The 21,020-nt window shown below is 72.2% G+C and carries 19 protein-coding genes; 9 read left to right on the top strand and 10 right to left on the bottom strand.

Annotated elements, in window-relative coordinates:
* Positions 1-105: 105 nt before the first annotated feature.
* Complete coding sequence (locus tag ACIQ87_RS13945; RefSeq protein ID WP_402405785.1) at positions 106-2,721, bottom strand: FHA domain-containing protein; 2,616 nt, start codon at positions 2,719-2,721, stop codon at positions 106-108.
* Positions 2,722-2,944: 223 nt separating this feature from the next.
* Here ACIQ87_RS13945 and serB point away from each other — a divergent pair, with 223 nt between their 5' ends.
* Positions 2,945-4,201, top strand: a complete 1,257-nt coding sequence (gene serB / locus ACIQ87_RS13940; protein ID WP_402405783.1) for a phosphoserine phosphatase SerB — start codon at positions 2,945-2,947, stop codon at positions 4,199-4,201.
* 126 nt (positions 4,202-4,327) lie between these two features.
* Here serB and ACIQ87_RS13935 read toward each other — a convergent pair whose 3' ends face one another.
* The 3 genes from ACIQ87_RS13935 to ACIQ87_RS13925 all read right to left on the bottom strand — a co-directional run bounded on the left by ACIQ87_RS13935 (position 4,328) and on the right by ACIQ87_RS13925 (position 6,667).
* Entirely contained in the window at positions 4,328-4,855 is a 528-nt protein-coding gene (locus ACIQ87_RS13935; protein ID WP_402405781.1) for a SixA phosphatase family protein, read from the bottom strand.
* Between the two features lie 123 nt (positions 4,856-4,978).
* A complete protein-coding gene (locus tag ACIQ87_RS13930; RefSeq protein ID WP_402405779.1) occupies positions 4,979-5,101 on the bottom strand; it encodes an SGM_5486 family transporter-associated protein in 123 nt (40 codons plus the stop codon).
* Positions 5,102-5,380: 279 nt separating this feature from the next.
* A complete protein-coding gene (locus ACIQ87_RS13925; RefSeq protein ID WP_402405777.1) occupies positions 5,381-6,667 on the bottom strand; it encodes a CynX/NimT family MFS transporter in 1,287 nt (428 codons plus the stop codon).
* A 123-nt stretch (positions 6,668-6,790) separates the two neighbouring features.
* Here ACIQ87_RS13925 and ACIQ87_RS13920 point away from each other — a divergent pair, with 123 nt between their 5' ends.
* Positions 6,791-7,468: a FadR/GntR family transcriptional regulator gene (locus ACIQ87_RS13920; protein WP_402405775.1), complete on the top strand. Its 678-nt coding sequence runs from the start codon at positions 6,791-6,793 to the stop codon at positions 7,466-7,468.
* A gap of 174 nt (positions 7,469-7,642) precedes the next feature.
* On the opposite strand, the gene fabI is transcribed toward ACIQ87_RS13920, so the two are convergent.
* Positions 7,643-8,410, bottom strand: a complete 768-nt coding sequence (gene fabI / locus ACIQ87_RS13915) for an enoyl-ACP reductase FabI (RefSeq protein WP_402405773.1) — start codon at positions 8,408-8,410, stop codon at positions 7,643-7,645.
* A gap of 2 nt (positions 8,411-8,412) precedes the next feature.
* Entirely contained in the window at positions 8,413-9,132 is a 720-nt protein-coding gene (gene fabG / locus ACIQ87_RS13910) for a 3-oxoacyl-[acyl-carrier-protein] reductase (RefSeq protein WP_402405772.1), read from the bottom strand.
* 312 nt (positions 9,133-9,444) lie between these two features.
* On the opposite strand from fabG, the gene ACIQ87_RS13905 reads away from it, so the two are divergent.
* The 6 genes from ACIQ87_RS13905 to ACIQ87_RS13880 all read left to right on the top strand — a co-directional run bounded on the left by ACIQ87_RS13905 (position 9,445) and on the right by ACIQ87_RS13880 (position 15,531).
* Positions 9,445-10,590: an MBL fold metallo-hydrolase gene (locus ACIQ87_RS13905; RefSeq protein ID WP_402405770.1), complete on the top strand. Its 1,146-nt coding sequence runs from the start codon at positions 9,445-9,447 to the stop codon at positions 10,588-10,590.
* Positions 10,591-10,877: 287 nt separating this feature from the next.
* Positions 10,878-12,440, top strand: a complete 1,563-nt coding sequence (locus tag ACIQ87_RS13900) for a TldD/PmbA family protein (RefSeq protein WP_402405769.1) — start codon at positions 10,878-10,880, stop codon at positions 12,438-12,440.
* Entirely contained in the window at positions 12,440-13,837 is a 1,398-nt protein-coding gene (locus ACIQ87_RS13895) for a metallopeptidase TldD-related protein (RefSeq protein ID WP_402405767.1), read from the top strand. The genes ACIQ87_RS13900 and ACIQ87_RS13895 overlap by 1 nt, the downstream gene beginning before the upstream one ends.
* A 31-nt stretch (positions 13,838-13,868) precedes the next feature.
* Positions 13,869-14,417 carry an RNA 2'-phosphotransferase gene (locus tag ACIQ87_RS13890; RefSeq protein ID WP_402405815.1) on the top strand — a complete coding sequence of 183 codons (549 nt, stop codon included), beginning with the start codon at positions 13,869-13,871 and terminating at the stop codon, positions 14,415-14,417.
* A gap of 186 nt (positions 14,418-14,603) precedes the next feature.
* On the top strand, positions 14,604-15,005 hold the full coding sequence (locus ACIQ87_RS13885) for a DUF3099 domain-containing protein (protein ID WP_392913950.1): 402 nt from the start codon (positions 14,604-14,606) through the stop codon (positions 15,003-15,005).
* A 268-nt stretch (positions 15,006-15,273) separates the two neighbouring features.
* On the top strand, positions 15,274-15,531 hold the full coding sequence (locus tag ACIQ87_RS13880; RefSeq protein ID WP_402405766.1) for a hypothetical protein: 258 nt from the start codon (positions 15,274-15,276) through the stop codon (positions 15,529-15,531).
* Here ACIQ87_RS13880 and moaA read toward each other — a convergent pair.
* From moaA to ACIQ87_RS13860, 4 genes are all read right to left on the bottom strand, one after another.
* Positions 15,528-16,517 (bottom strand): GTP 3',8-cyclase MoaA, encoded by a 990-nt coding sequence (moaA, locus tag ACIQ87_RS13875; RefSeq protein WP_402405813.1) that lies wholly within the window; start codon positions 16,515-16,517, stop codon positions 15,528-15,530. The genes ACIQ87_RS13880 and moaA overlap by 4 nt on opposite strands.
* A gap of 76 nt (positions 16,518-16,593) precedes the next feature.
* Entirely contained in the window at positions 16,594-18,201 is a 1,608-nt protein-coding gene (locus tag ACIQ87_RS13870) for a cation acetate symporter (RefSeq protein ID WP_402405764.1), read from the bottom strand.
* Complete coding sequence (locus ACIQ87_RS13865; protein ID WP_402405762.1) at positions 18,198-18,554, bottom strand: DUF485 domain-containing protein; 357 nt, start codon at positions 18,552-18,554, stop codon at positions 18,198-18,200. The genes ACIQ87_RS13870 and ACIQ87_RS13865 overlap by 4 nt, the downstream gene beginning before the upstream one ends.
* A 283-nt stretch (positions 18,555-18,837) precedes the next feature.
* A complete protein-coding gene (locus ACIQ87_RS13860; protein WP_402405760.1) occupies positions 18,838-19,881 on the bottom strand; it encodes a zinc-dependent alcohol dehydrogenase family protein in 1,044 nt (347 codons plus the stop codon).
* Between the two features lie 125 nt (positions 19,882-20,006).
* On the opposite strand from ACIQ87_RS13860, the gene ACIQ87_RS13855 reads away from it, so the two are divergent.
* Positions 20,007-21,002 (top strand): DEDDh family exonuclease, encoded by a 996-nt coding sequence (locus ACIQ87_RS13855; protein ID WP_402405758.1) that lies wholly within the window; start codon positions 20,007-20,009, stop codon positions 21,000-21,002.
* The last annotated feature ends 18 nt before the right edge of the window (positions 21,003-21,020 follow it).

Raw genomic sequence — 21,020 nt, 5'->3', positions numbered from 1 at the left:
GGAGCCCCGAGGGCCGCCCGGAGCACGGAACCGAACACGCCCGGAATACGAAAGGGCGGCCCTCCCCACTGGGAGGGCCGCCCCTCGGCCTGCCGTCGAGAAGGGTCAGCCCTTCTGCATGACCTCAGGCTCGTGCCGGCGCTGGAGCCGGGTCACGATGACGCCGATGACGATCGAGATGGCGATCAGCACACCCGCGTCGATCGCCCACTGGGCGACGCTGTGCTTCCAGAGCGGGTCGTAGTTGGGGTTCTGGAAGTCCTTGTTCCACGGGCCCATGAGCACGGAGAGGTCCAGCGTGGTGGACACCATGCCGGTTCCCCAGCGGGCCGGCATCAGCCAGGCGACCTGCTCCAGTCCGGGCTTGCTGAAGATCTGGAAGAGGCAGCCGGTGAAGACGACCTGCACGATGGCGAACATGACCAGCAGCGGCATGGTCTTCTCGGCGGTCTTCACCAGTGCGGAGATCATCAGGCCGAACATCATCGCGGCGAAGCTCAGCAGGATCATGCCGATGGTCATCTCGATGACCGGCAGGTTCTTGACGATCAGGCCGTGCTCGGGGAGCTTGCGCGGCAGGAAGCCGACGGCGGAGATGATGGCGCCCTGGATCACGCTGAAGAAGCCCAGCACGATGATCTTGGACATCATGTACGCCGAGCGGGAGAGCCCGGTGGCTCGTTCTCGCTCGTAGATCGCCCGCTCCTTGATCAACTCGCGGACGGAGTTGGCCGCTCCGGAGAAACAGGCGCCGATTGCCAGGATCAGCATGATCGTCGCGGCGCCGCTGTTGAGGTGGAGCTGCGTCTTGGGATTGGGCGCGAGCCCCGGCTCGTTGGGGATCAGCACGCTGACCGCGCCGATGACGGCGGGCAGCAGCACGGACAGTGCGAGGAAGCCGCGGTCCGAGGCGAGCACCGACATGTAGCGGCGCATCAACGTCCACAGCTGTGAGCCCCAGCTCTGCGGCTTCGGCGGCCTGACGGCCTCCTGGGCGACCTGGACGTGCTGCACCTCACCCGCCTCCACGGTGGGCGCGGAGTACTGCTGGTAGTGCACCGAGCCGCGGTAGCGCCCGGCCCAGTCGTGGTCCGGGTAGTTCTCGAAGGCCTGGAAGACGTCCGCCCAGGTCTCGTACCCGAAGAAGTGCAGCGCCTCGTCCGGCGGGCCGAAGTAGGCCACCGAACCGCCCGGCGCCATCACCAGCAGTCGGTCGCAGAGCGCCAGCTCGGCCACCGAGTGGGTGACGACCAGGATGGTGCGGCCGTCGTCGGCGAGGCCCCGCAGCATCTGCATGACCTCGCGGTCCATGCCCGGGTCGAGGCCCGAGGTGGGCTCGTCCAGGAAGATCAGCGAGGGCTTGGTGAGCAGCTCCAGGGCGACCGAGACACGCTTCTGCTGGCCGCCGGAAAGCGCGGTGATCTTGTTGTCGGCACGCTTGTCCAGGCGCAGCTCGTACAGCACCTCGTCGATCCGGGCGTCGCGCTCGCGGGCCTCGGTGTCGCCGGGGAAGCGCAGCCGGGCCGCGTACTTGAGGCCCTTGCGGACGGTGAGCTCGCGGTGCAGGATCTCGGACTGCGGCACCAGGCCGATGCGCGAGCGCAGCTCGGCGAACTGCTTGTAGAGGTTGCGGCCGTCGTAGAGGACCTCACCGCGGTCGGCCGGGCGGTAGCCGGTGAGGGCGCGCAGCAGCGTGGACTTGCCGGAGCCGGACGGGCCGATGACGGCGACCAGCGACTTCTCCGGGACACCGAAGCTGACGTCGTTGAGCAGGATCTTCTTGGCGCCCTTGTGCTCGACCTCGACGGTCAGGTGGCGGGCGGAGAAGGAGACCGCACCGGTGTCGACGAACTCCTGCAGCTGGTCGCCGACCAGGACGAAGCTGGAGTGGCCGACGGTCAGCCGGTCCTGCGGGCCCATCAGCTGACGCTGCACCCGCTGGCCGTTGAGGAAGATGCCGTTGTGGCTGCCGAGGTCGACGATCTCGTAGCGGCCGTCCGGGAGCTGGTGCAGCTCGGCGTGGTGGCGGGAGACCTGGAGGTCGGACACCACGACGTCGTTGTCGAGCGCACGGCCGATCCGGACGGTGCGCATCGCCGACGTCAGGTTGCGGATGATGGTCGGCTGCGGCCCGCCGTCGTGCTGCGGCGGGGCCGGAAAGCCCTGCTGGGGGAAGCCACCGTGCTGGGGCTGGAGCTGCTGCGGGGCCGGCTGCGCCTGCGGCGGCCCGTACTGCTGCTGCGGGAACGCCGGCTGGGCCTGCACCTGCCCCTGCCAGGCCTGCTGCTGCGGCTGCTGGTACGGGTCGTGCTGCGGCCAGCCCTGCTGCGGAGCGGGCTGCTGGGGCGTGGGCGCCGGGCCGCGGCTGGTGGCGGCCTCGTGCACCGGGGCGGCCTGCGGGGCCGGGGCCTGCGGCGCCGCGGCGTGCGCGGGTGCGGAGAAGCCGAGCCGGGGGCCGTTCTCCGGGTTGCCCAGGTTGACCACGGCACCGGGGAACAGTTGGGCCTGCATGGTGCGGGCGCCGGCCACGTACGTTCCGTTGGTGCTGCCGTGGTCGTCCAGCTGCCAACCGCTGCCGTTGAAGCTGATGGTCCCGTGTTGCCAGGAGACCCTGGCGTCGTCGAACGTGAAGTCCGACTGCGGGTTGCGCCCGATGGTGTAGGACCGCCCGGGCTCCAGAGTCCGCTGCTGTCCGTTGATCTCGATGACGAGTTGCGGCACTGCTCGCCTGCCCCGCTCTCTCGGTTCCCCCGAATTGTGGCCCCCGGCCGGGGCTGCGATGTTCCTGTGACTGACGGGGGGAATCATTCCAGCCTGCCGACCGCCGGTGAAAGTCAGCCCTGGCGACTGTGACCAGGCTGCTACCGAGCCCTGACCCGCGGCGTCCCGCGAGGTGGGACGGGTGCTCCCGGGCCCTCGGCCGCCCGGTAGCGTGGGAGGCACCATGAACGCATCGCCCCTGGCCGCTGAGCCCCTCCCCGCCGCCCAGCACCGGACCGCGGACGAGCGCACCCTGCTCGTCAAGGTGTTCGGCAAGGACCGCCCCGGCATCACCGCCGGCCTCTTCGCGACGCTGGCCGGCTTCGGCGTCGACGTCATCGACATCGAGCAGGTCGTCACCCGTGGCCGCATCACGCTGTGCGCCCTGGTCACCCCGCCTCCCACACCCGGTGCCGAGGGTGGGCTGCGGGCCACCGTCCACCGCTGGGCCGACGAGCAGAAGCTCCAGGCCGAGATCCTCTCCGGCATCGGTGACAACCGGCCGCGCCGTGAGGGCCGTTCGCACGTCACGGTGCTCGGCAACCCGCTGACCGCCGCCGCCGTCTCCGCGCTCACCTCCCGGATCACCGCCTCGGGCGGCAACATCGACCGTGTCTTCCGGCTCGCCAAGTACCCGGTGACGGCCGTCGAGCTGGCCGTCTCCGGCGTGGCCACCGACGAGCTGCGGGCCGCCCTGGCCCAGGAGGCGGCCACCCAGCGGGTGGACGTCGCGGTGGTCGCCGCCGGGCTGGAGCGCCGCGCCAAGCGCCTGGTGGTCATGGACGTCGACTCGACGCTCATCCAGGACGAGGTGATCGAACTGTTCGCCGCCCACGCGGGCTGCGAGGAGGAGGTCGCCGAGGTGACGGCGGCGGCGATGCGCGGCGAGCTGGACTTCGCCGAGTCGCTGCGGGCCCGGGTGGCGCTGCTGGCCGGGCTGGACGCCTCGGTGACCGAGAAGGTCCGCGCCGAGGTCCGCTTCACGCCGGGCGCGCGCACTCTGATCCGTACGCTGCAGCGCCTCGGCTACCAGGTCGCGGTGGTATCCGGTGGCTTCACCCAGGTCACCGACCACCTGGTGGAGCAGCTGGGGCTGGACTTCGCGGCCGCGAACACCTTGGAGGTGGTGGACGGCAGGTTCACCGGCCGGGTGGTCGGCGAGATCGTGGACCGGGCGGGCAAGGCCCGCTGGCTGGCTCGCTTCGCCGAGCAGGCGAAGGTGCCGCTGGAGCAGACGGTGGCGATCGGCGACGGCGCCAACGACCTGGACATGCTGAACGCGGCCGGCCTCGGGGTGGCGTTCAACGCCAAGCCGGTGGTGCGCGAGGCCGCCGACACCGCGGTGAACGTGCCGTTCCTGGACACCGTGCTGTACCTGCTGGGCATCACCCGCGAGGAGGTCGAGGCGGCCGACGCGCTGCACGGCACCCCGACCGAATAGGCGCGGGCCCGGCGACGACCGATGGAGTGAGGCCCGCCCAGGAGCGCCCGCGGTCTGCGTCCCGCAGCCGCGGACACACGAGGGGCGCGCGGATCAGCCCGCGCGCCCCTCACGTACATTCCGGGGTCAGTCCTGCGGCGTGTGGTACGAGACCAGCTCGGCCACGCCCGGCTCGACGCCCTTCCAGGAGCCGCTGAAGCTGAGCACCGCGATCGCCGCCGTCGGGAAGCCCCCGAGCCGCAACCGCTCCAGCGCGTCCCGGTCGCCCGCGTCCCCGGCCAGCACCTGGGTCAGGCCCAGCACTCCCGGGTTGTGGCCGACCAGCACCACGTCCGAGTACTCCTCCGGGGTCTCCTGGAGCACCGCGATGATCTCGCCGGGGCTGGCCTCGTAGACCCGCTCCTCGTAGACGGTCTTGAGGGGCCGCTGCGGCAGCTCGTGCACGGCCAGCTTCCAGGTCTCGCGGGCGCGCAGTGCGGTGGAGCAGACCACGTAGTCGGGGCTGATGCCGGAGTCCACCAGCCAGCGGCCGGCGTCCGGGGCCTGGTGACGGCCCCGGTCGGCCAGCGGCCGGTCGTGGTCGTCCACGCCGTTCGGCCAATCGGCCTTGGCATGGCGGAGAACGATGATCCTGCGGGGCGTGTCGGCGCTCATACCCAGCAAGCTTGGCAGAAAAGCGGCTCGGCGGCGCGATGCTCCCGGATGCCGCCACTCCGAGGGACGACGAGTGTCATCATGCCCCGTTCACCGGGGCGTCGGATGGCGTACGGGCGTCCGTCAGCCCATGGTGGCCGCGACGGTGGCGATGACCGCCACCAGCACCACGATGGCGCCGAAGGCGAGGGCGATGCGGCCGAGCTGCTTGCGGCCGTCGGTGGGATTGGGATCGAGAACGGGCATGTCCGGAAGTCTCGCATCCCGAACACGCCCGTCCTCCGCTGGCCCCTCCCCCTTGGCCGGACCTTGACCTTCCCCACCAGGCCCGGCCTTCCCCACCAGGCCCGGCCTTCCTCACCAGGCCCGGCCTTCACCGCCGCGTCCGACCGCCTCTCAGCCTCACGCGCCCCGCCACGGCGTCACACGCCCGTCCACTGCCATACGCGCCCCACCATGGCGTCACGCGCTCCTCCGAGCCATCGCACGCCCTGCGCGAGGCATCGCACGCCCTGCCTGGGGGCGTCACGCCTTGGCCTGCTCCGCCGGGTGCACCGCCTCGTCCTCGATGTGCCGGGCCCGCGCCGCGCGCAGACCGAACAGCATCTGCGGCACCAGCAGCAGCGCCAGGAATCCCAGCGGCCAGTACCACTGGCCGGTGATGTCGTAGATCCGGCCGATCAGGATCAGGCCGGGAACGGAGATCAGGTAGCCGACGCCCTGGGCGAAGGCGGACAGCTGCGCCACCCCGCCCGCCGTCCTGGCACGCAGTCCGATCATCGTCAGCACCAGCGGGAAGGCGCAGTTGGACAGACCCACCAGCACGGCCCAGACCCACGCCCCGCCGGCCGGGGCGAACGCCAGCCCGGCGTACCCGGCGATGCCGCAGGAGGCCAGCACGACCACGAACGGCCGCTGGTCTCCGCGGCGGGCGGCCAGGTTGGGCAGCACGAAGGAGACCGGCACGCCGATCACCATGGTGACCGCGAGCAGCACCCCGGACGTGCCCTTGTCGACGCCGGCGTCCTGGAAGATCTTCGGCAGCCAGCCCATCACCACGTAAGCGCCGGTGGCCTGGAGGCCGAAGAAGCAGGCCAGCGCCCAGGCCGTACGGCTGCGGGTGATGGGCAGCCGGGCGAGGGCGGCGCCGTCGGCGCGCTCACCGCGCTCGCGCTTGGCGATCAGCACCGGCAGCCAGAGCACCAGGGCGAGCGCGCCCAGCGCGGCCCAGACGCCCAGTCCATGGCGCCAGTCACCGCCGAGCGCGTTGGTCAGCGGCACGCTGACCAACGCGGCCAGCGCGGTGCCGGCGGACAGCGCCATGGAGTACAGGCCGATCATCGGACCGACCTTCTCCGGGAAGTACCGCTTGATGACCACCGGCAGCAGCACGTTGGAGACCGCCACACCGGCCATGGCGAGCGCGGTGAGCAGCAGGAACACCGCCGTGCCGCCGGCGAAGGAGCGGGCCAGTACGCCGGCCGTGATCGCGCCCATCCCGGCCGTGACCACCGCGATCGGGCCGATCCGGCGGGCCGCGGCCGGTGCGGCGAAGCCGAACAGCGCGAAGCACAGCGACGGGACGGCGGTGAGCAGTCCGGCGAGCGTCGGGTTCATCCCGAGGTCGTCGCGGACCTGGTCGAGCAGCGGCCCGAGGCTGGTGACCACGGGGCGCAGGTTGAAGGCGGCGGCGGCGATCGCGATGGCGAACAGCCAGCCCAGGTACTTGTCGGAGCCGGAGGTGGCGGACCGCTCGGCGGCCGGCGTCCGGCTCTCGGTCCGGGCGGAAACGGTGGTGTCTGCTGCGGGCATGGAGAGCATCATAGAATGATGGGATGAATTGATGCACCTCGTTGTTGGCATGATGTGCCGACCGTTCATCCGCCGGCCATCTCCCACCCAGGCCCCACCGAGCCGTAGTCGCAAGGAGTCCCCGTGGCGCTGTCCTCGCCGAGGCGCACCCCGCTGTCCGACCAGGTGATCGCACAGCTGCGTGCCCAGATCACTTCCGGGGAATGGCCGGTCGGCTCCCGCATCCCCACCGAGGCCGCCCTGGTCGAACAGCTCGGTGTCGCCCGCAACACCGTCCGCGAGGCCGTCCGCGCCCTCGCCCACAACGGGCTGCTCGACATCAGACAGGGCTCCGGAACGTACGTCCTGGCCACCAGCGAGCTGGCCGGCGTGATGCACCGCCGCTTCGCCGACGCCGACCAGGCCCAGGTCGCGGAGCTGCGGGCGGCGCTGGAGACCTCGGCCGCGGCTCTCGCCGCCACCCGCCGCACCGCGCGCGACCTGGAGCTGCTGGACGGCGCCATGGCCCGCCGGGAGGCCGCCTGGCTCTCCGGCGACGCCGAGGACTTTGTCCAGGCCGACGCCGCCTTCCACCAGGCCGTGGTGGAGGCCGCCCACAACGACGTCCTGCTCGCCGTCTACGCCGACCTCGGCGAGGCCACCCGCGAACTCCTGCGGCACGACATCGGCCCCGAGCTGATCCCCGAGCGCTACATCGGGCACCAGGCCATCCTGGAGGCCATCAGGGACGGCGACGCCCAGCGCGCGTCCGTCGAGGCCGGCCGCGCCGCCCCCGGCCCCTGCGCCACCATCGAGGCCTGACCGCCCGCACACCGGCCTCCGACGCCACCCCACCCCCCGCCCACGGCTCCGGCTGCCCCGTCCCTCGGCCCCGGCCCCCATCCAGAAGCACCCCGGGCCGCACCGAACAAGAACAGAACGCCGCTGCCCGGCACCCCCACGAGGGGTGCCGGGCAGCGGCGTACGGGCGGAGCGTCAGGCGCCGATGGCGTGCAGACCGCCGTCGACGTGGATGATCTCGCCGGTGGTCTTCGGGAACCAGTCCGACAGCAGCGCGACAATGCCGCGGCCGGCCGGCTCCGGGTCGCTCAGGTCCCACTTCAGCGGGGAGCGGTGGTTCCAGGTGTCGGCCAGGTCGCCGAAGCCCGGGATGGACTTGGCGGCCATCGAGCCGATCGGACCGGCCGAGATCAGGTTGCAGCGGATGTCCCGCTCGCCCAGGTAGCGCGCCAGGTAGCGGTTGGTCGACTCCAGGGCGGCCTTGGCCGGGCCCATCCAGTCGTACTGCGGCCAGGCGAACTGCGCGTCGAAGGTCAGGCCGACCACCGAGCCGCCGTCCTGCATCAGCGGCAGCAGCGCCGTGGTCAGCGACTTCAGCGAGTACGCCGAGACGTTCATCGCGGTGGCCACGGACTCCCACGGGGTGTCCAGGAAGTTGCCGCCCAGCGCGTCCTGCGGGGCGAAGCCGATCGAGTGGACGATGCCGTCCAGGGTCGGCAGGTGCTCGCGGACCTGGTCGGCGATGCCGGCCAGCTGCTCCGGGTTCGAGACGTCCAGCTCCAGCACCTTGACCGGGTGCGGCAGCTTCTTGGCGATCCGCTCGGTCAGGCTCGGGCGCGGGAAGGCGGTGAGGATGATCTCCGCGCCCTGCTCCTGCGCGAGCTTGGCGGTGTGGAAGGCGATGGAGGACTCCATCAGCACACCGGTGATCAGGATCCGCTTGCCCTCGAGGATTCCGCTCATGATCAGTGACCCATGCCCAATCCGCCGTCGACGGGAATGACGGCTCCAGTGATGTACGCGGCCTCGTCCGACCCGAGGAACCGCACGGTGGAGGCGACCTCGGCGGGCGCCGCGTAGCGGCCCAGCGGCACGCCCGAGACGATCTCCGCGCGGCGCTCGTCACTGAGCACGGCGGTCATGTCGGTGTCGACGAAGCCGGGGGCGACCACGTTGACGGTGATGTTGCGCGGGCCGAGCTCGCGCGCCAGCGACCGGGCGAAACCGACCAGGCCGGCCTTGGAGGCGGCGTAGTTGGCCTGGCCCGGGGAGCCGGACAGGCCCACCACGGACGAGATGAGCACGACACGGCCCTTCTTGGCACGCATCATCAGCTTGGACGCGCGCTTGACCACCCGGAAGGTGCCGGTCAGGTTGGTGTCCACGACGGAGGTGAAGTCCTCCTCCGACATGCGCAGCAGCAGGGTGTCGTGGGTGATGCCCGCGTTGGCGACCAGTACCTCGACCGCGCCGTGCTTCTGCTCGATCTCGGTGAAGGCGGCGTCGACCTGCGCGGCGTCCGTGATGTCGCAGCGGACCGCGAGGACGTCGTACTTGGCCAGCGCCTCGGGCACCTCACCCGCGCGACTGGTGATGGCCACCTTGTCGCCCGCCTCGGCGAAGGCCTGGGCGATCGCGAGGCCGATGCCCCGGTTTCCTCCGGTGACGAGAACCGAGCGGCTCAACGATCCACCTCTCTCCGTGTGTGAGCGCGTACGTCGGAATGCGCACGCAATGTGACGCTATCGGGCGGTCGGCGGCGGCGGCGCATCGGTCTCCCACAGCGCGACCCCGGCGGATCTGTCGCAATCCGACAATCCGCACCCGCTCACGCCGCCCCGGCGACGGACATCGCCCAGGCCGGGGCGCTGCCCGGATCGGGGCGACTGTACGGGAACAACACGGGCGGGCGCACCCGTTGCCCCCGTGGTGCGGGCCGGCCCGGGACCTGCCGTACCGATCCCCGACCATCCCGGTGAGCGACGAAGGCAGAGCGGATGACCAAGGCACGGCCCGGGAGCACCCACCGACGCGGACGACTGCTGGCCCTCACCGCCCTGGCGGCCGGCCTGGGGGCGGCAGCCTGGTCTCTGCGCGACCTCCCGGCGGCGTTCGGGCGGCGGCCGGACGGCGAGCGCGAGGAGCGGGTGCGCAACTCCCCGCAGTACCGCGACGGCGTCTTCCACAACGCCCCCTCCACGCTCGCCCGCGCCGCCGGCGCCCCCGGCTTCGACGGCGCCACCGCCCGCCGGATGCTGTTCGAGCGGGCCGGCCGCGTCCCCTCCCGTCCGGTGCCGACGGTCCGCCCCGCGATCCCGGCCGGGCCGGCCGCCGAGGGCGTGGAGGTCGTCTGGTACGGGCACGCCTCCGCGCTGGTGGAGATCGAGGGCTTCAGGGTGCTGTTCGACCCGATCTGGAGCGACCGCTGCTCCCCCGCCGCGCACGTCGGTCCCAAGCGGCTGCACCCGGTGCCGGTCGAGTTGGAGGAGCTGCCGCAGGTCGACGCGGTGCTGATCTCGCACGACCACTACGACCACCTGGACATGGCGACGGTCAAGCGTCTGGTGCGCAGCCAGTCCGCGCCGTTCGCGGTGCCGCTCGGCATCGGCGCCCACCTGCGCCGCTGGGGCGTCCCCGAGCACCGGATCATCGAACTGGACTGGGACGAGACCTGCACCCTGGGCGACCTGGTACTCACCCTCACCGCGGCGCACCACTTCTCCGGCCGCGGGCTGACCCGCAACACCACCCTGTGGGGCTCCTGGGTGGTCGCCGGCCCGAACCGCAAGGTCTTCTACACCGGCGACTCCGGCTACTTCGAGGGCTACGCCCGGATCGGTGCGCAGCACGGGCCGTTCGACGCCGCTCTGGTCCAGATCGGCGCCTACGACGCGGCCTGGGCGGACATCCACATGACCCCGGAGGACGCCGTCCTCGCGCACCGGGACCTGGCCGCCGGCCTGCTGGTGCCCGTCCACTGGTGCACCTTCAACCTGGGCCTGCACCCGTGGTCCGAGCCGGTCGAACGGCTGGTGAAGGCCGCCAAGGAGCAGGCCGTCCCGCTGGCCGTGCCGCGGCCCGGCGAGCGGGTCGACGTCGACAACCCGCCGGAGCTGGACGGCTGGTGGGAGAGCGTCGGCTGACGGCCCGCACCCACCGGCCGGGGGCACCGGCCCCGCCGGTCGGACAAGGCCGCCTGCCGACCGGCGCCGCCGACCATCCGGGCACCACCGGTCGGACGGCCCCACCGATCGGACGGCGCGCTGGTCAGACGGCCCCACCGGTCGGACGGCGCCGGTTTCGGACGGCGCCGTCCGAAACCGGCACAGCGGTCGTAATGCGCTGGCCGGAAACCGGGTGGACGGGAAATGATGCGGTGCGGGCGCCCCTGTGGCGCCACACCGCCACCCTCCGCGACCTGGGAGCCCGATTGCCTCCGATTCCTCCGGCCGATCGCTCCGGCGCCCCGCACGGGCGCGCCGTCGACCCGCTGTTCCTCGCCCTGCCGCTGCGGCCCCTCGCCGACGCCGCCCTCACCCGGGCCCGCGAACTGGGCGTGAGCCACGCCGACTTCCGGCTGGAGCGGATCCGCAGCGCCTACTGGCGGCTGCGTGACGCGCGTCCCGCCGGCACTTCCGACAGCGTGCAGCTCGGTTACGCCGTCCGGGTGCTGCTGGACGGCGCCTGGGGCTTCGCCGCCGGCGTCGACCTGACCCCCGACGCGGCGGCCAGGGTCGCCGAGCAGGCCGTCGCGGTGGCCCGCCTGTCCGGCGGGATCAGCCGGGCGGCCGGCACCGCCGAGCGGGTCGAGCTGGCCGACGAGCCGGTGTACCGCGACGTCACCTGGGTCTCCGCGTACGAGGTCAACCCCTTCGAGGTGCCGGACGCCGAGAAGACGGCGCTGCTCGCCGAGCGCAGCTCCCGGCTGCTGGCGGCCGAGGGCGTCTCGCACGTCCAGGCGGCCCTGCGCACCGTCCAGGAGAACAAGTTCTACGCGGACACCGCCGGAACGGTGACGACCCAGCAGCGGATCCGGGTGCACTCGGACCTGGAGGCCACCTCGGTCGACGAGCGCACCGGCGCCTTCGACTCGATGCAGACCCTCGCCCCGCCGGTCGGCCGCGGCTACGAGTACGTCACGGGCACCGGCTGGGACTGGGACGCCGAGCTCGCCGAACTGCCCGTCCTGCTGGCCGAGAAGATGCGGGCCCCGAGCGTCGAGGCGGGCCGCTACGACCTGGTGATCGACCCGACCAACCTCTGGCTGACCATCCACGAGTCGATCGGCCACGCCACCGAGCTGGACCGCGCGCTCGGGTACGAGGCCGCCTACGCCGGCACCTCCTTCGCCACCTTCGACCAGCTCGGCTCGCTGAAGTACGGCTCCGAGCTGATGCACGTCACCGGCGACCGCACCGCCGAGCACGGCCTGTCCACCATCGGCTACGACGACGAGGGCGTGGCCACCCAGTCCTGGGACCTGGTCAGGGACGGCATCCTGGTCGGCTACCAGCTGGACCGTGGCATCGCCGGGTTGAAGGGCTTCGAACGCTCCAACGGCTGCGCGTTCGCCGACTCCCCTTCGCACGTCCCGGTGCAGCGGATGGCCAACGTCTCGCTGCAGCCCGCCGCCGACGGCCCGGACACCGAGGGCCTGTTCGCCCAGGTCGAGAACGGTCTCTACATCGTCGGCGACCGTTCGTGGTCGATCGACCAGCAGAGGTACAACTTCCAGTTCACGGGGCAGCGCGCCTACGCGATCAAGGACGGCGAGCTCGCCGGCCAGGTCAAGGACTTCGCCTACCAGGCCACCACCACCGACTTCTGGGGCTCGATGGCGGCGGTCGGCGGACCGCAGACCTACCTCCTGGGCGGTGCCTTCAACTGCGGCAAGGCGCAGCCCGGTCAGATCGCGGCGGTCAGCCACGGCTGCCCGTCGGCGCTGTTCCGCAACGTCAACGTGCTCAACACCCAGCAGGAGGCGGGTCACTGATGACCGCGAAGCAGCCCCACGAACTCGTCGAGCTGGCGCTCGGTCTCTCCCGCGCCGACGGCTGCGTGGTGATCGCCGACGAGGAGTCCACCGCCAACCTGCGCTGGGCCGGCAACGCGCTGACCACCAACGGCGTCACCCGCGGCCGCCGCCTCACCGTGATCGCCACCGTGGCGGGCGCCGAGGGCACGGCCTCCGGCGTGGTCTCCCGCGAGGCCGTCACCGCGGAGGAGGTGGAGGGCCTGGTGCGGGCCGCCGAGGAGGCCGCCCGCGCGGCCGGACCGGCCGAGGACGCCCAGCCGCTGATCGCCGACCAGCCCTCCTCGCCGGACTTCACGCAGCCGCCGGCGCTCACCTCCATCGAGGTGTTCGACGCCTTCGGCCCGGCCCTCGGCGAGGCCTTCGCCCGCGCCGCCGCCCAGGGCGAACTGCTGTACGGCTTCGCCCGGCACGAGATGACCTCCAGCTACCTGGGCAGCTCCACCGGCCTGCGGCTGCGCCACGACCAGCCCACCGGCATGGTCGAGATCAACGCCAAGACCGCCGACCTCTCCGGCTCGGCCTGGGTGGGCGCCGCCACCCGGGACTTCGCCGACATCGACCTCACCGCCCTGCACACCGAGCTGACCAGGCGGCTCGGCTGGGGCGCCCGCAAGGTGGCCCTGCCGGCCGGCCGGTACGAGACGCTGCTGCCGCCCTCGGCCGTCGCCGACCTGCTGGTCGTCCTCAACTGGAACGCCGGCGGCCGGGACGCCCAGGAGGGCCGGACGGTCTTCTCCAAGCCCGGCGGCGGCACCCGGCTCGGCGACAAGCTCAGCTCCCTGCCGCTGACGCTGCGCTCGGATCCGCGCGAGCCCGGCCTGGAGGCCGCGCCGTTCGTGCTGACCCACTCCACCGGCGGGGACTTCTCGGTCTTCGACAACGGCCAGCCGATCGCCGCCACCGAGTGGATCCGCGACGGCGTGCTGAACGACCTGATCACCAGCCGCCACGCGGCCGCCCTCACCGGCCTGCCGCTGCGCCCGGCGATCGACAACCTGGTGCTGGAGACGGCCGACCAGGAGTCGGCGCCGACGCTGGACGAGATGATCGCCCGCACCGAGCGCGGCCTGCTGCTCACCTGCCTCTGGTACATCCGCGAGGTGGACCCGGCGACGCTGCTGCTCACCGGCCTCACCCGGGACGGCGTCTACCTGGTGGAGAACGGCGAGGTCGTCGGCGAGGTCAACAACTTCCGGTTCAACGAGTCCCCGGTGGACCTGCTGGACCGGATCACCGAGGTGGGCCGCACCGAACGCTGCCTGCCCCGCGAGTGGAGCGACGTCGTCACCCGCACCGCGATGCCACCCGTGCGTGTCACGGACTTCAACATGAGTTCGGTCAGCCAGGCCTCTTAGCCACTGACCTACGGGGGATACGAGAGACATGATGGACGAGAAGCGCCTGGTCAGGTCGAGCAAGATGCTGTCGCGCATCCTGCGGCACGAGCCCGGGCTGGTGGGGATCACGCTGGACGGGGCCGGCTGGGTCCGGGTCGACGAGTTGCTCACCGCGCTCGCGGCCCGGGGCAGGCCGCTCACCCGGGCCGAGCTGGACCACGTCGTGGCGACCAACAACAAGCGCCGCTTCGGCTACTCACCGGACGGTCTCTCGATCCGCGCCAACCAGGGCCACACGGTGGTGGTCGACCTCGGTCTGGCCGCCGCGGTTCCGCCGCCCGTGCTCTACCACGGCACCGCCGGCCGGCACCTGGCGGCGATCTTCCACGAGGGGCTGCGCCCGATGGCCCGCCAGGACGTCCACCTCTCGGCGGACACCGAGACGGCGACCAGGGTCGGCGCCCGGCACGGCCGTCCGGTGGTGCTGACCGTGAACGCGGCGGCGATGGCGGCGGCCGGCCACGAGTTCCGGCTCAGCGAGAACGGCGTCTGGCTCACCGACGCCGTGCCCCCGCAGTTCCTCTCCCGGCGCTCGTAGCCGACCGGGCCGCGCCGCCTCGCCGGCGCCCCGACCGAAGGGCCTGTCCGCTCCGCCGGACAGGCCCTTCGCGTACCCGACCGGGTGGGTCCGGCCCACCCGGTCTCGTCGCCGCCCGTGCCCGGGCGTACCGTGAGGAGGCCGCGCGGCCAGGCGCGCGGGTGCGCGACGAGGGCGGTAGGACACATGGGCAAGAGCGCCGACGACGGGCAGGTCTTCCGGATCACCGGGGCGCGCAGCAGCCTCACCGAGGACGTCCGGGGACGCCAGCGCCGCTACGTCATCTCGATGCTGGTCCGTACGGCCTGCGTGCTGCTCGCCGTGGTGCTGTGGGACGTCCAGCGGATCCTGGCGTTCGCCGCGCTGGCGGGCGCCGTGCTGCTGCCGTACTTCGCGGTGCTGATCGCCAACGCGGGCCGGGAACGGGCCCCGGGGCTGCCGAGCACCTTCGACATCCCGCTCGACACCCCGCTGATGCTCGGCCCCGGCGGGAGGGGTGGGACGGGTGGGATGGGTGGAGCGGCTGCGAAGGCCGGTACAGGAGAGGCAAAGGCCGCTCCCACCGATCCTTCACAGGACGTGGACTGACCGTCCGTTTCATGCCGCTTCACCCTTGTCCGGCCCGGAGAAAGCTCAAAAGAAGCTCAGATTAATCATGCAAGACCTCCCCATCCCCGGGTCTTCGCGTGACATACTGCGTACGCGCTCCGCATCCCCCGTCGGAGCGACGGACCGACGCCGGGCAGCTCCCCCCGTGGCTGCCCGGCGTCGCCATGCCCGGACGGATCCGTTCGGCCCGGGCGGGCGTGACAGACTGGCGGCGCAGACGTACCCGCCAATCGTTGAGGACGGCCCGATGGAAACCCCGCAGACGCCGATCTGCTCCGCCAAGGGCTGCCGGGCGGACGCCGGCTGGGTGCTGGTGTGGAACAACCCCAAGCTGCACACCCCGGACCGCCGCAAGACCTGGCTCGCCTGCGACGAACACCGCGAGCACCTGTCCCAGTTCCTCGGGGTGCGCGGCTTCCTCAAGGAGGTCGTCGCCTTCGCCGAGTGGACCCCCGAGGCCTCCGAGAACACCGCGAGCACCGAGGATTCCGGGAAGCCCGCCTAGCCGCCGATCGCGGACATCGGCCGCTCGGGCTGGAGGAACTCCGGGTCGTCGATCCCGGCCCCGGCCTTCTTGCCCCACATCGCCGCCCGCCACAGCGCGGCCAGTTCGGCGTCGTCCGCGCCCGAGCGCAGCGCGGCGCGCAGGTCGGTCTCACCGGTCGCGAACAGGCAGTTGCGCACCTGGCCGTCGGCGGTCAGCCGGGTGCGGTCGCAGGCCCGGCAGAACGGCCGGGTGACCGAGGCGATCACGCCCACCCGGCCCGGGCCGCCGTCCACCAGCCAGCGCTCGGCGGGCGCCGCGCCCCGGTGGGCGGACGGCTCGGGGGTGAGCGTGAAGCGGGCCCGCAGCAGGTCCAGGATCTCCGTCGCGGTGACCATCGACGCGCGGTCCCAGCCGTGCTGGGCGTCCAGCGGCATCTGCTCGATGAAGCGCAGCTCGTAGCCCCGCTCCAGGCACCAGGCCAGCAGGTCGGCCGCCTCGTGGTCGTTGACCCCGCGCATCAGCACCGCGTTGAGCTTCACCGGCGCCAGCCCGGCGGCCTCGGCGGCGGCCAGCCCGTCCAGCACGTCCTGGTGACGGTGGCGGCGGGTGAGGGTGTGGAACACCTCGGGGTCGAGGGTGTCCAGCGAGACGTTGACCCGGTCGAGGCCGGCCTCGCGCAGCGCCGTGGCGGTGCGGGCCAGCCCGATGCCGTTGGTCGTCAGCGAGAGTTCCGGGCGCGGCTCCAGCTCCGAGCAGGCGGCGACGACGGCGACCAGCCCGGGGCGCAGCAGCGGCTCGCCGCCGGTGAAGCGGACCTCGCGCACGCCCAGGTCGCGCACGGCGACGGTGACCAGCCGGACGATCTCCTCGTCGGTCAGCAGGTCCGGCTTGGCCAGCCACTGCAGGCCCTCCTCCGGCATGCAGTAGGTGCAGCGGAGGTTGCACCGGTCCGTGAGGGAGACCCGCAGGTCGACGGCCTGGCGTCCGAAGGTGTCGAGCAGCACGTGCGTCCTTCCCCGAGATGCGGCCGGCCCGGCCACCGTCACGGCGGGCCGGGCCAGCATAGTCATCGCGGGACGATCAGTGGGCGCCCAGCCCGGTCAGTGAGCGGACTTCCAGTTCAGCGTACTTCGCCGGATCGGGGCGTTCCCTGGACAGCAGCGTGCCGAGCCAGCCGGCCAGGAAGCCGACCGGGATGGAGACCAGGCCGGGGTTCTCCAGCGGGAACCAGTGGAAGTCGGAGTGCGGGAAGAGCGAGGTCTTCGCGCCGGAGACCACCGGCGAGAAGACCACCAGCACCACCGAGGTGACCAGGCCGGCGTAGACCGAGCTGACGGCGCCGACGGTGGTGAACCGCTTCCAGAACAGCGAGTAGAGCAGGGTGGGCAGGTTCGCCGAGGCGGCGACCGCGAAGGCCAGGGCGACCAGGGCGGCGGTGTTGAGCTTGTCCGCGAAGAGGCTGAGCACGATCGCCACCGCGCCGATCGCGACCGCGGCCCACTTCGCCGACAGCACCTCCTCCCGCTCGCTCGCCTTCCCGCGCCGGATCACGTTGGCGTAGAGGTCGTGGGCGAAGGAGGCCGAGGAGGCGAGCGTGAGCCCGGCGACGACGGCCAGGATGGTGGCGAAGGCGACGGCCGAGATCACCGCGAGCAGGATCGCGCCGCCGGTGGTCCCGACGCCTCCGCCGAGCGCCTCGGCCAGTTGCGGGGCCGCGGTGTTGCCCGCCGCGTTGGCCGCCTTGATCGCCTTGGAGCCGACCAGCGCGGCCGCGCCGAAGCCGAGCGCCAGGGTCATCAGGTAGAAGACGCCGATGATGCCGATCGCCCAGAGCACCGACTTCCGGGCCGCCTTGGCGGTGGGCACGGTGTAGAAGCGGACCAGGATGTGCGGCAGGCCGGCGGTGCCGAGCACCAGCGCGATACCCAGGCTGATGAAGTCGAGCTTGGCGGTGCCGGTGCCGTACTTCTGCCCCGGTTGGAGGAAGGCCTCGCCCTTGCCGCTCGCGCTCGCCGCCGCGCCGAGCAGTTCGGAGGGGTTGAAGTGGTACTTGGCCAGCACCAGGACGGTCATCAGCGCGGCGCCGACGATCAGCAGCACCGCCTTGACGATCTGCACCCAGGTGGTGCCCTTCATCCCGCCTATCACCACATAGACGATCATCAGCGCGCCGACCCCGACGATGGTCCAGCGCTTGGCGGCACTGCCCTCGGCCCCCAGCAGCAGGGCCACCAGGGTGCCGGCCCCGACCATCTGGGCGAGCAGGTAGAAGATCGACACCACGATGGTGGAGACGCCCGCCGCGGTGCGCACCGGGCGCTGGCGCATCCGGAACGCGAGCACGTCCGCCATCGTGAAGCGGCCGGAGTTGCGCAGCGGTTCGGCGATCAGCAGCAGGGCGACCAGCCAGGCGACCAGGAAGCCGATCGAGTAGAGGAAGCCGTCGTAGCCGCTGAGCGCGATGGTCCCGGCGATGCCGAGGAAGGAGGCGGCGGACATGTAGTCGCCGGAGATGGCCAGGCCGTTCTGGAAGCCGGTGAAGCCGCGGCCGCCCGCGTAGAAGTCGGAGGCGCTCCTGGTCTGCCGCCCGGCCCAGACGGTGATGCCGAGGGTGGCCAGGACGAACACGCCGAACAGGGCCATCGTCAGGCCGCGGTGCTCGGTGGCGGAGCTGGCGAGCAGAGTCATTCGGCGGACTCCCGGGGGGCGTGGACGACGGCGCCGTGCGCCTCGCGGATCGCCGCGGCGGCGGGGTCGATCCGCCGGTCCGCGTAGCGGGCGTACCAGGCGGCGATGGCGAAGGTGGTCGCGAACTGCAGCAGCCCGAGCACCAGGGCCACGTTGACGTGCCCGAGGACCTTGGCGCGCATCAGTCCCGGGGCGTAGCAGGAGAGCAGAACGTAGAGCAGGTACCAGAGCACGAAGCCGATCGTGACCGGGAAGGCGAAGCTTCGGAACGAGCGCCGCAGGGTGCGGAACTCCTCGCTTTCGTCGATGAGTTGGGCTTCCGTGGCGGCGGTGGTGAGCGGCGGCGATTCCACGCTGTCTCCTCACTCCTTCGGCGTATTTGTCACACGGGGGAACGGTCGAGCGTGAGGGGCGTCACAGGTCTGGTGCGCGCCGCGCAATGCTAGGAGCGTCCTGCCCACCCCGGAAGGGGTTGGCCGCGATCAGTCGACCGTTCGCCCCCTCGCACCATCCGATTGGCCGAAAAACAGCCCATCCCAGTGATGCCACACCCCTCCAGCCCCACCCGGAACACGGCACCGGCCCGTGCCGCACCCCATACGGGGCGGCACGGGCCGGTGCCGGGAGGCCGAGGACTCAGAACGCGATCCGCACCTTCAGGGCCGAGCGGTCGTCCATCGCGCGGTAGCCGTCCGGAACGCCGTCCAGGCCGACGGTGCGGTCGAAGACCAGACCCGGCTCGATGGCGCCCGAGAGCACGTCCGGCAGCAGCTCGGGGATGTACGCGCGGGCCGGGGCGACACCGCCGTTCAGTGAAACGTTTCGGCCGAACATCTGACCGATGTCGACGCCCGCGCTGCCGCCGTGCGGTACCCCGACGTAGCCCACCGCGCCGCCGTCCCGGGCGATCGAGACGGCCGTCCGCATCGACTCCTCGGTGCCGACCGCCTCCAGAACGGCGTGCGCGCCCTGACCGCCGGTCAGCTCCTTCACCGCCTCGACCGCGGCCTCGCCGCGCTCCGCCACCACGTCCGTCGCGCCGAAGCGGCGGGCCAGCTCGGTACGGGCCGTGTGCCGGCCCAGCGCGATGATCCGGCCCGCGCCCAGCCGGTGCGCCGCCAGGACGCCGCACAGACCCACCGCACCGTCGCCGACCACCGCGACCGTCGCGCCGGGCCGCACCCGCGCCGAGACCGCCGCGTGGTGCCCGGTCGACATCACGTCGGACAGCGCCAGCAGCCCGGGCAGCAGCTTCTCGTCACCCGCCGCCTCCTTCGGCAGCTTCACCAGCGTCCCGTCCGCGAACGGCACCCGCACCGCCTCGCCCTGGCCGCCGTCCGAACCGACCTGCCCCCAGAACCCGCCGTGCGGGCAGGACGTCTGGAGGCCTTCGAGACAGAAGTCACACGTCCCGTCCGACCAGACGAACGGTGCCACCACCAGGTCGCCCTTGGCGAAGCCGCGCACCTCGGCGCCGGCCTCCTCGACCACCCCGAGGAACTCGTGCCCGATCCGCTGGCCGGCCACCCGGTGCGCCACACCGCGGTAGGCCCACAGGTCGCTGCCGCAGATACAGGCGTTCACCACCCGGAGCACCACGTCCGTCGGGTACTGGATCACCGGGTCCGGGACTTCCTCGATCCGGATGTCATTGGGGCCGTGAATCACAGTGGCACGCATGCGCTGTTCCTTAGCTGAACGGTTTCGACCAGGTGTACGACGCCCCCGGCGACCACTCTATTCCTGCCGGTCCATCGGATCATTCCGGCCGGAACCCCCCGCCCGGCCCCTTATCCTGTTGGACCATGCAACCGATCCAGCCCGAGACGTACGGAGTGCCGCGGACCGCACCGGTCCCCGCGCAGCGCTCCGCCGACCCCTCCCGGGGCTTCGCGGTCGTCGACGTCGAGACCACCGGTCTCGGCCGCTCCGACCGCGTCATCTCGGCGGGCGTCTACCAGCTGGACCCGGACGGCGACGTCGTCGACCACTGGTACACCCTGGTCAACCCCGGACGGGACCCGGGCCCGGTCTGGATCCACGGCCTCACCGCCGAACTGCTCTCCACCGCCCCGACCTTCCCGCAGATCGCCGACGAGTTCGCCGCGCGTCTGCGCGACCGCGTCCTGGTCGCGCACAACGCGCTCTTCGACTGGAACATGATCTCCCGCGAGTTCTCCCGGGCCGGCCTGCGCGCCCCGGTCGAGCAGCGGCTGTGCACCATGGTCCTCTCCCGCGACCTGCGGCTGCCGCTGCCCAACGGCAAGCTGTCCTCGCTCGCCGCCCACTTCGGCGTCCGGCAGCGCCACGCCCACAACGCCCTGGACGACGCCCGGGTACTCGCCGAGGCCTTCCGCCCCAGCCTGCACCTCGCCCGTGACGGCGGCGTGCCACTGCCGCTGCAGAACTGCGTCGCGGTCACCGACCTCGGCGAGGAGGAGCCCGCCAACCCGGGCCGCGCCGGCTGGACCGGCGCCACGTACCGCCAGGCCAAGAAGCGACCGCCCTGCCCGTACCCCAACCCGGGGCGCTGGGAGGACGGCAAGCCGCTGGTCCAGGGCATGCGGGTGGCCATCACCGGCGACACCGCCACCGACCGCGAGATCCTGGAGGACCGCGCGGTCGAGGCCGGACTGCACATCGCCACCTCCGTGAGCCGCCTCACCAGCCTGCTGGTCACCAACGAACCGGACGGCTGGAGCGGCAAGGCCCGCAAGGCCCGCGAGGTCGGCACCCCCGTCGTCGGCGAGGACGCCTTCCTCCAGCTGCTGCGCGAGGTCGCCCCGCACCCCGGTGCGTGAGCCCGTTGTGAGGTCGGC

Origin of the sequence: Kitasatospora sp. NPDC096204 (assembly GCF_044763205.1) — a bacterium.
GTDB lineage: Bacteria > Actinomycetota > Actinomycetes > Streptomycetales > Streptomycetaceae > Kitasatospora.
Note: the sequence above shows the minus strand (reverse complement) of the source record. Positions and strands in the feature narration are given on the sequence as shown.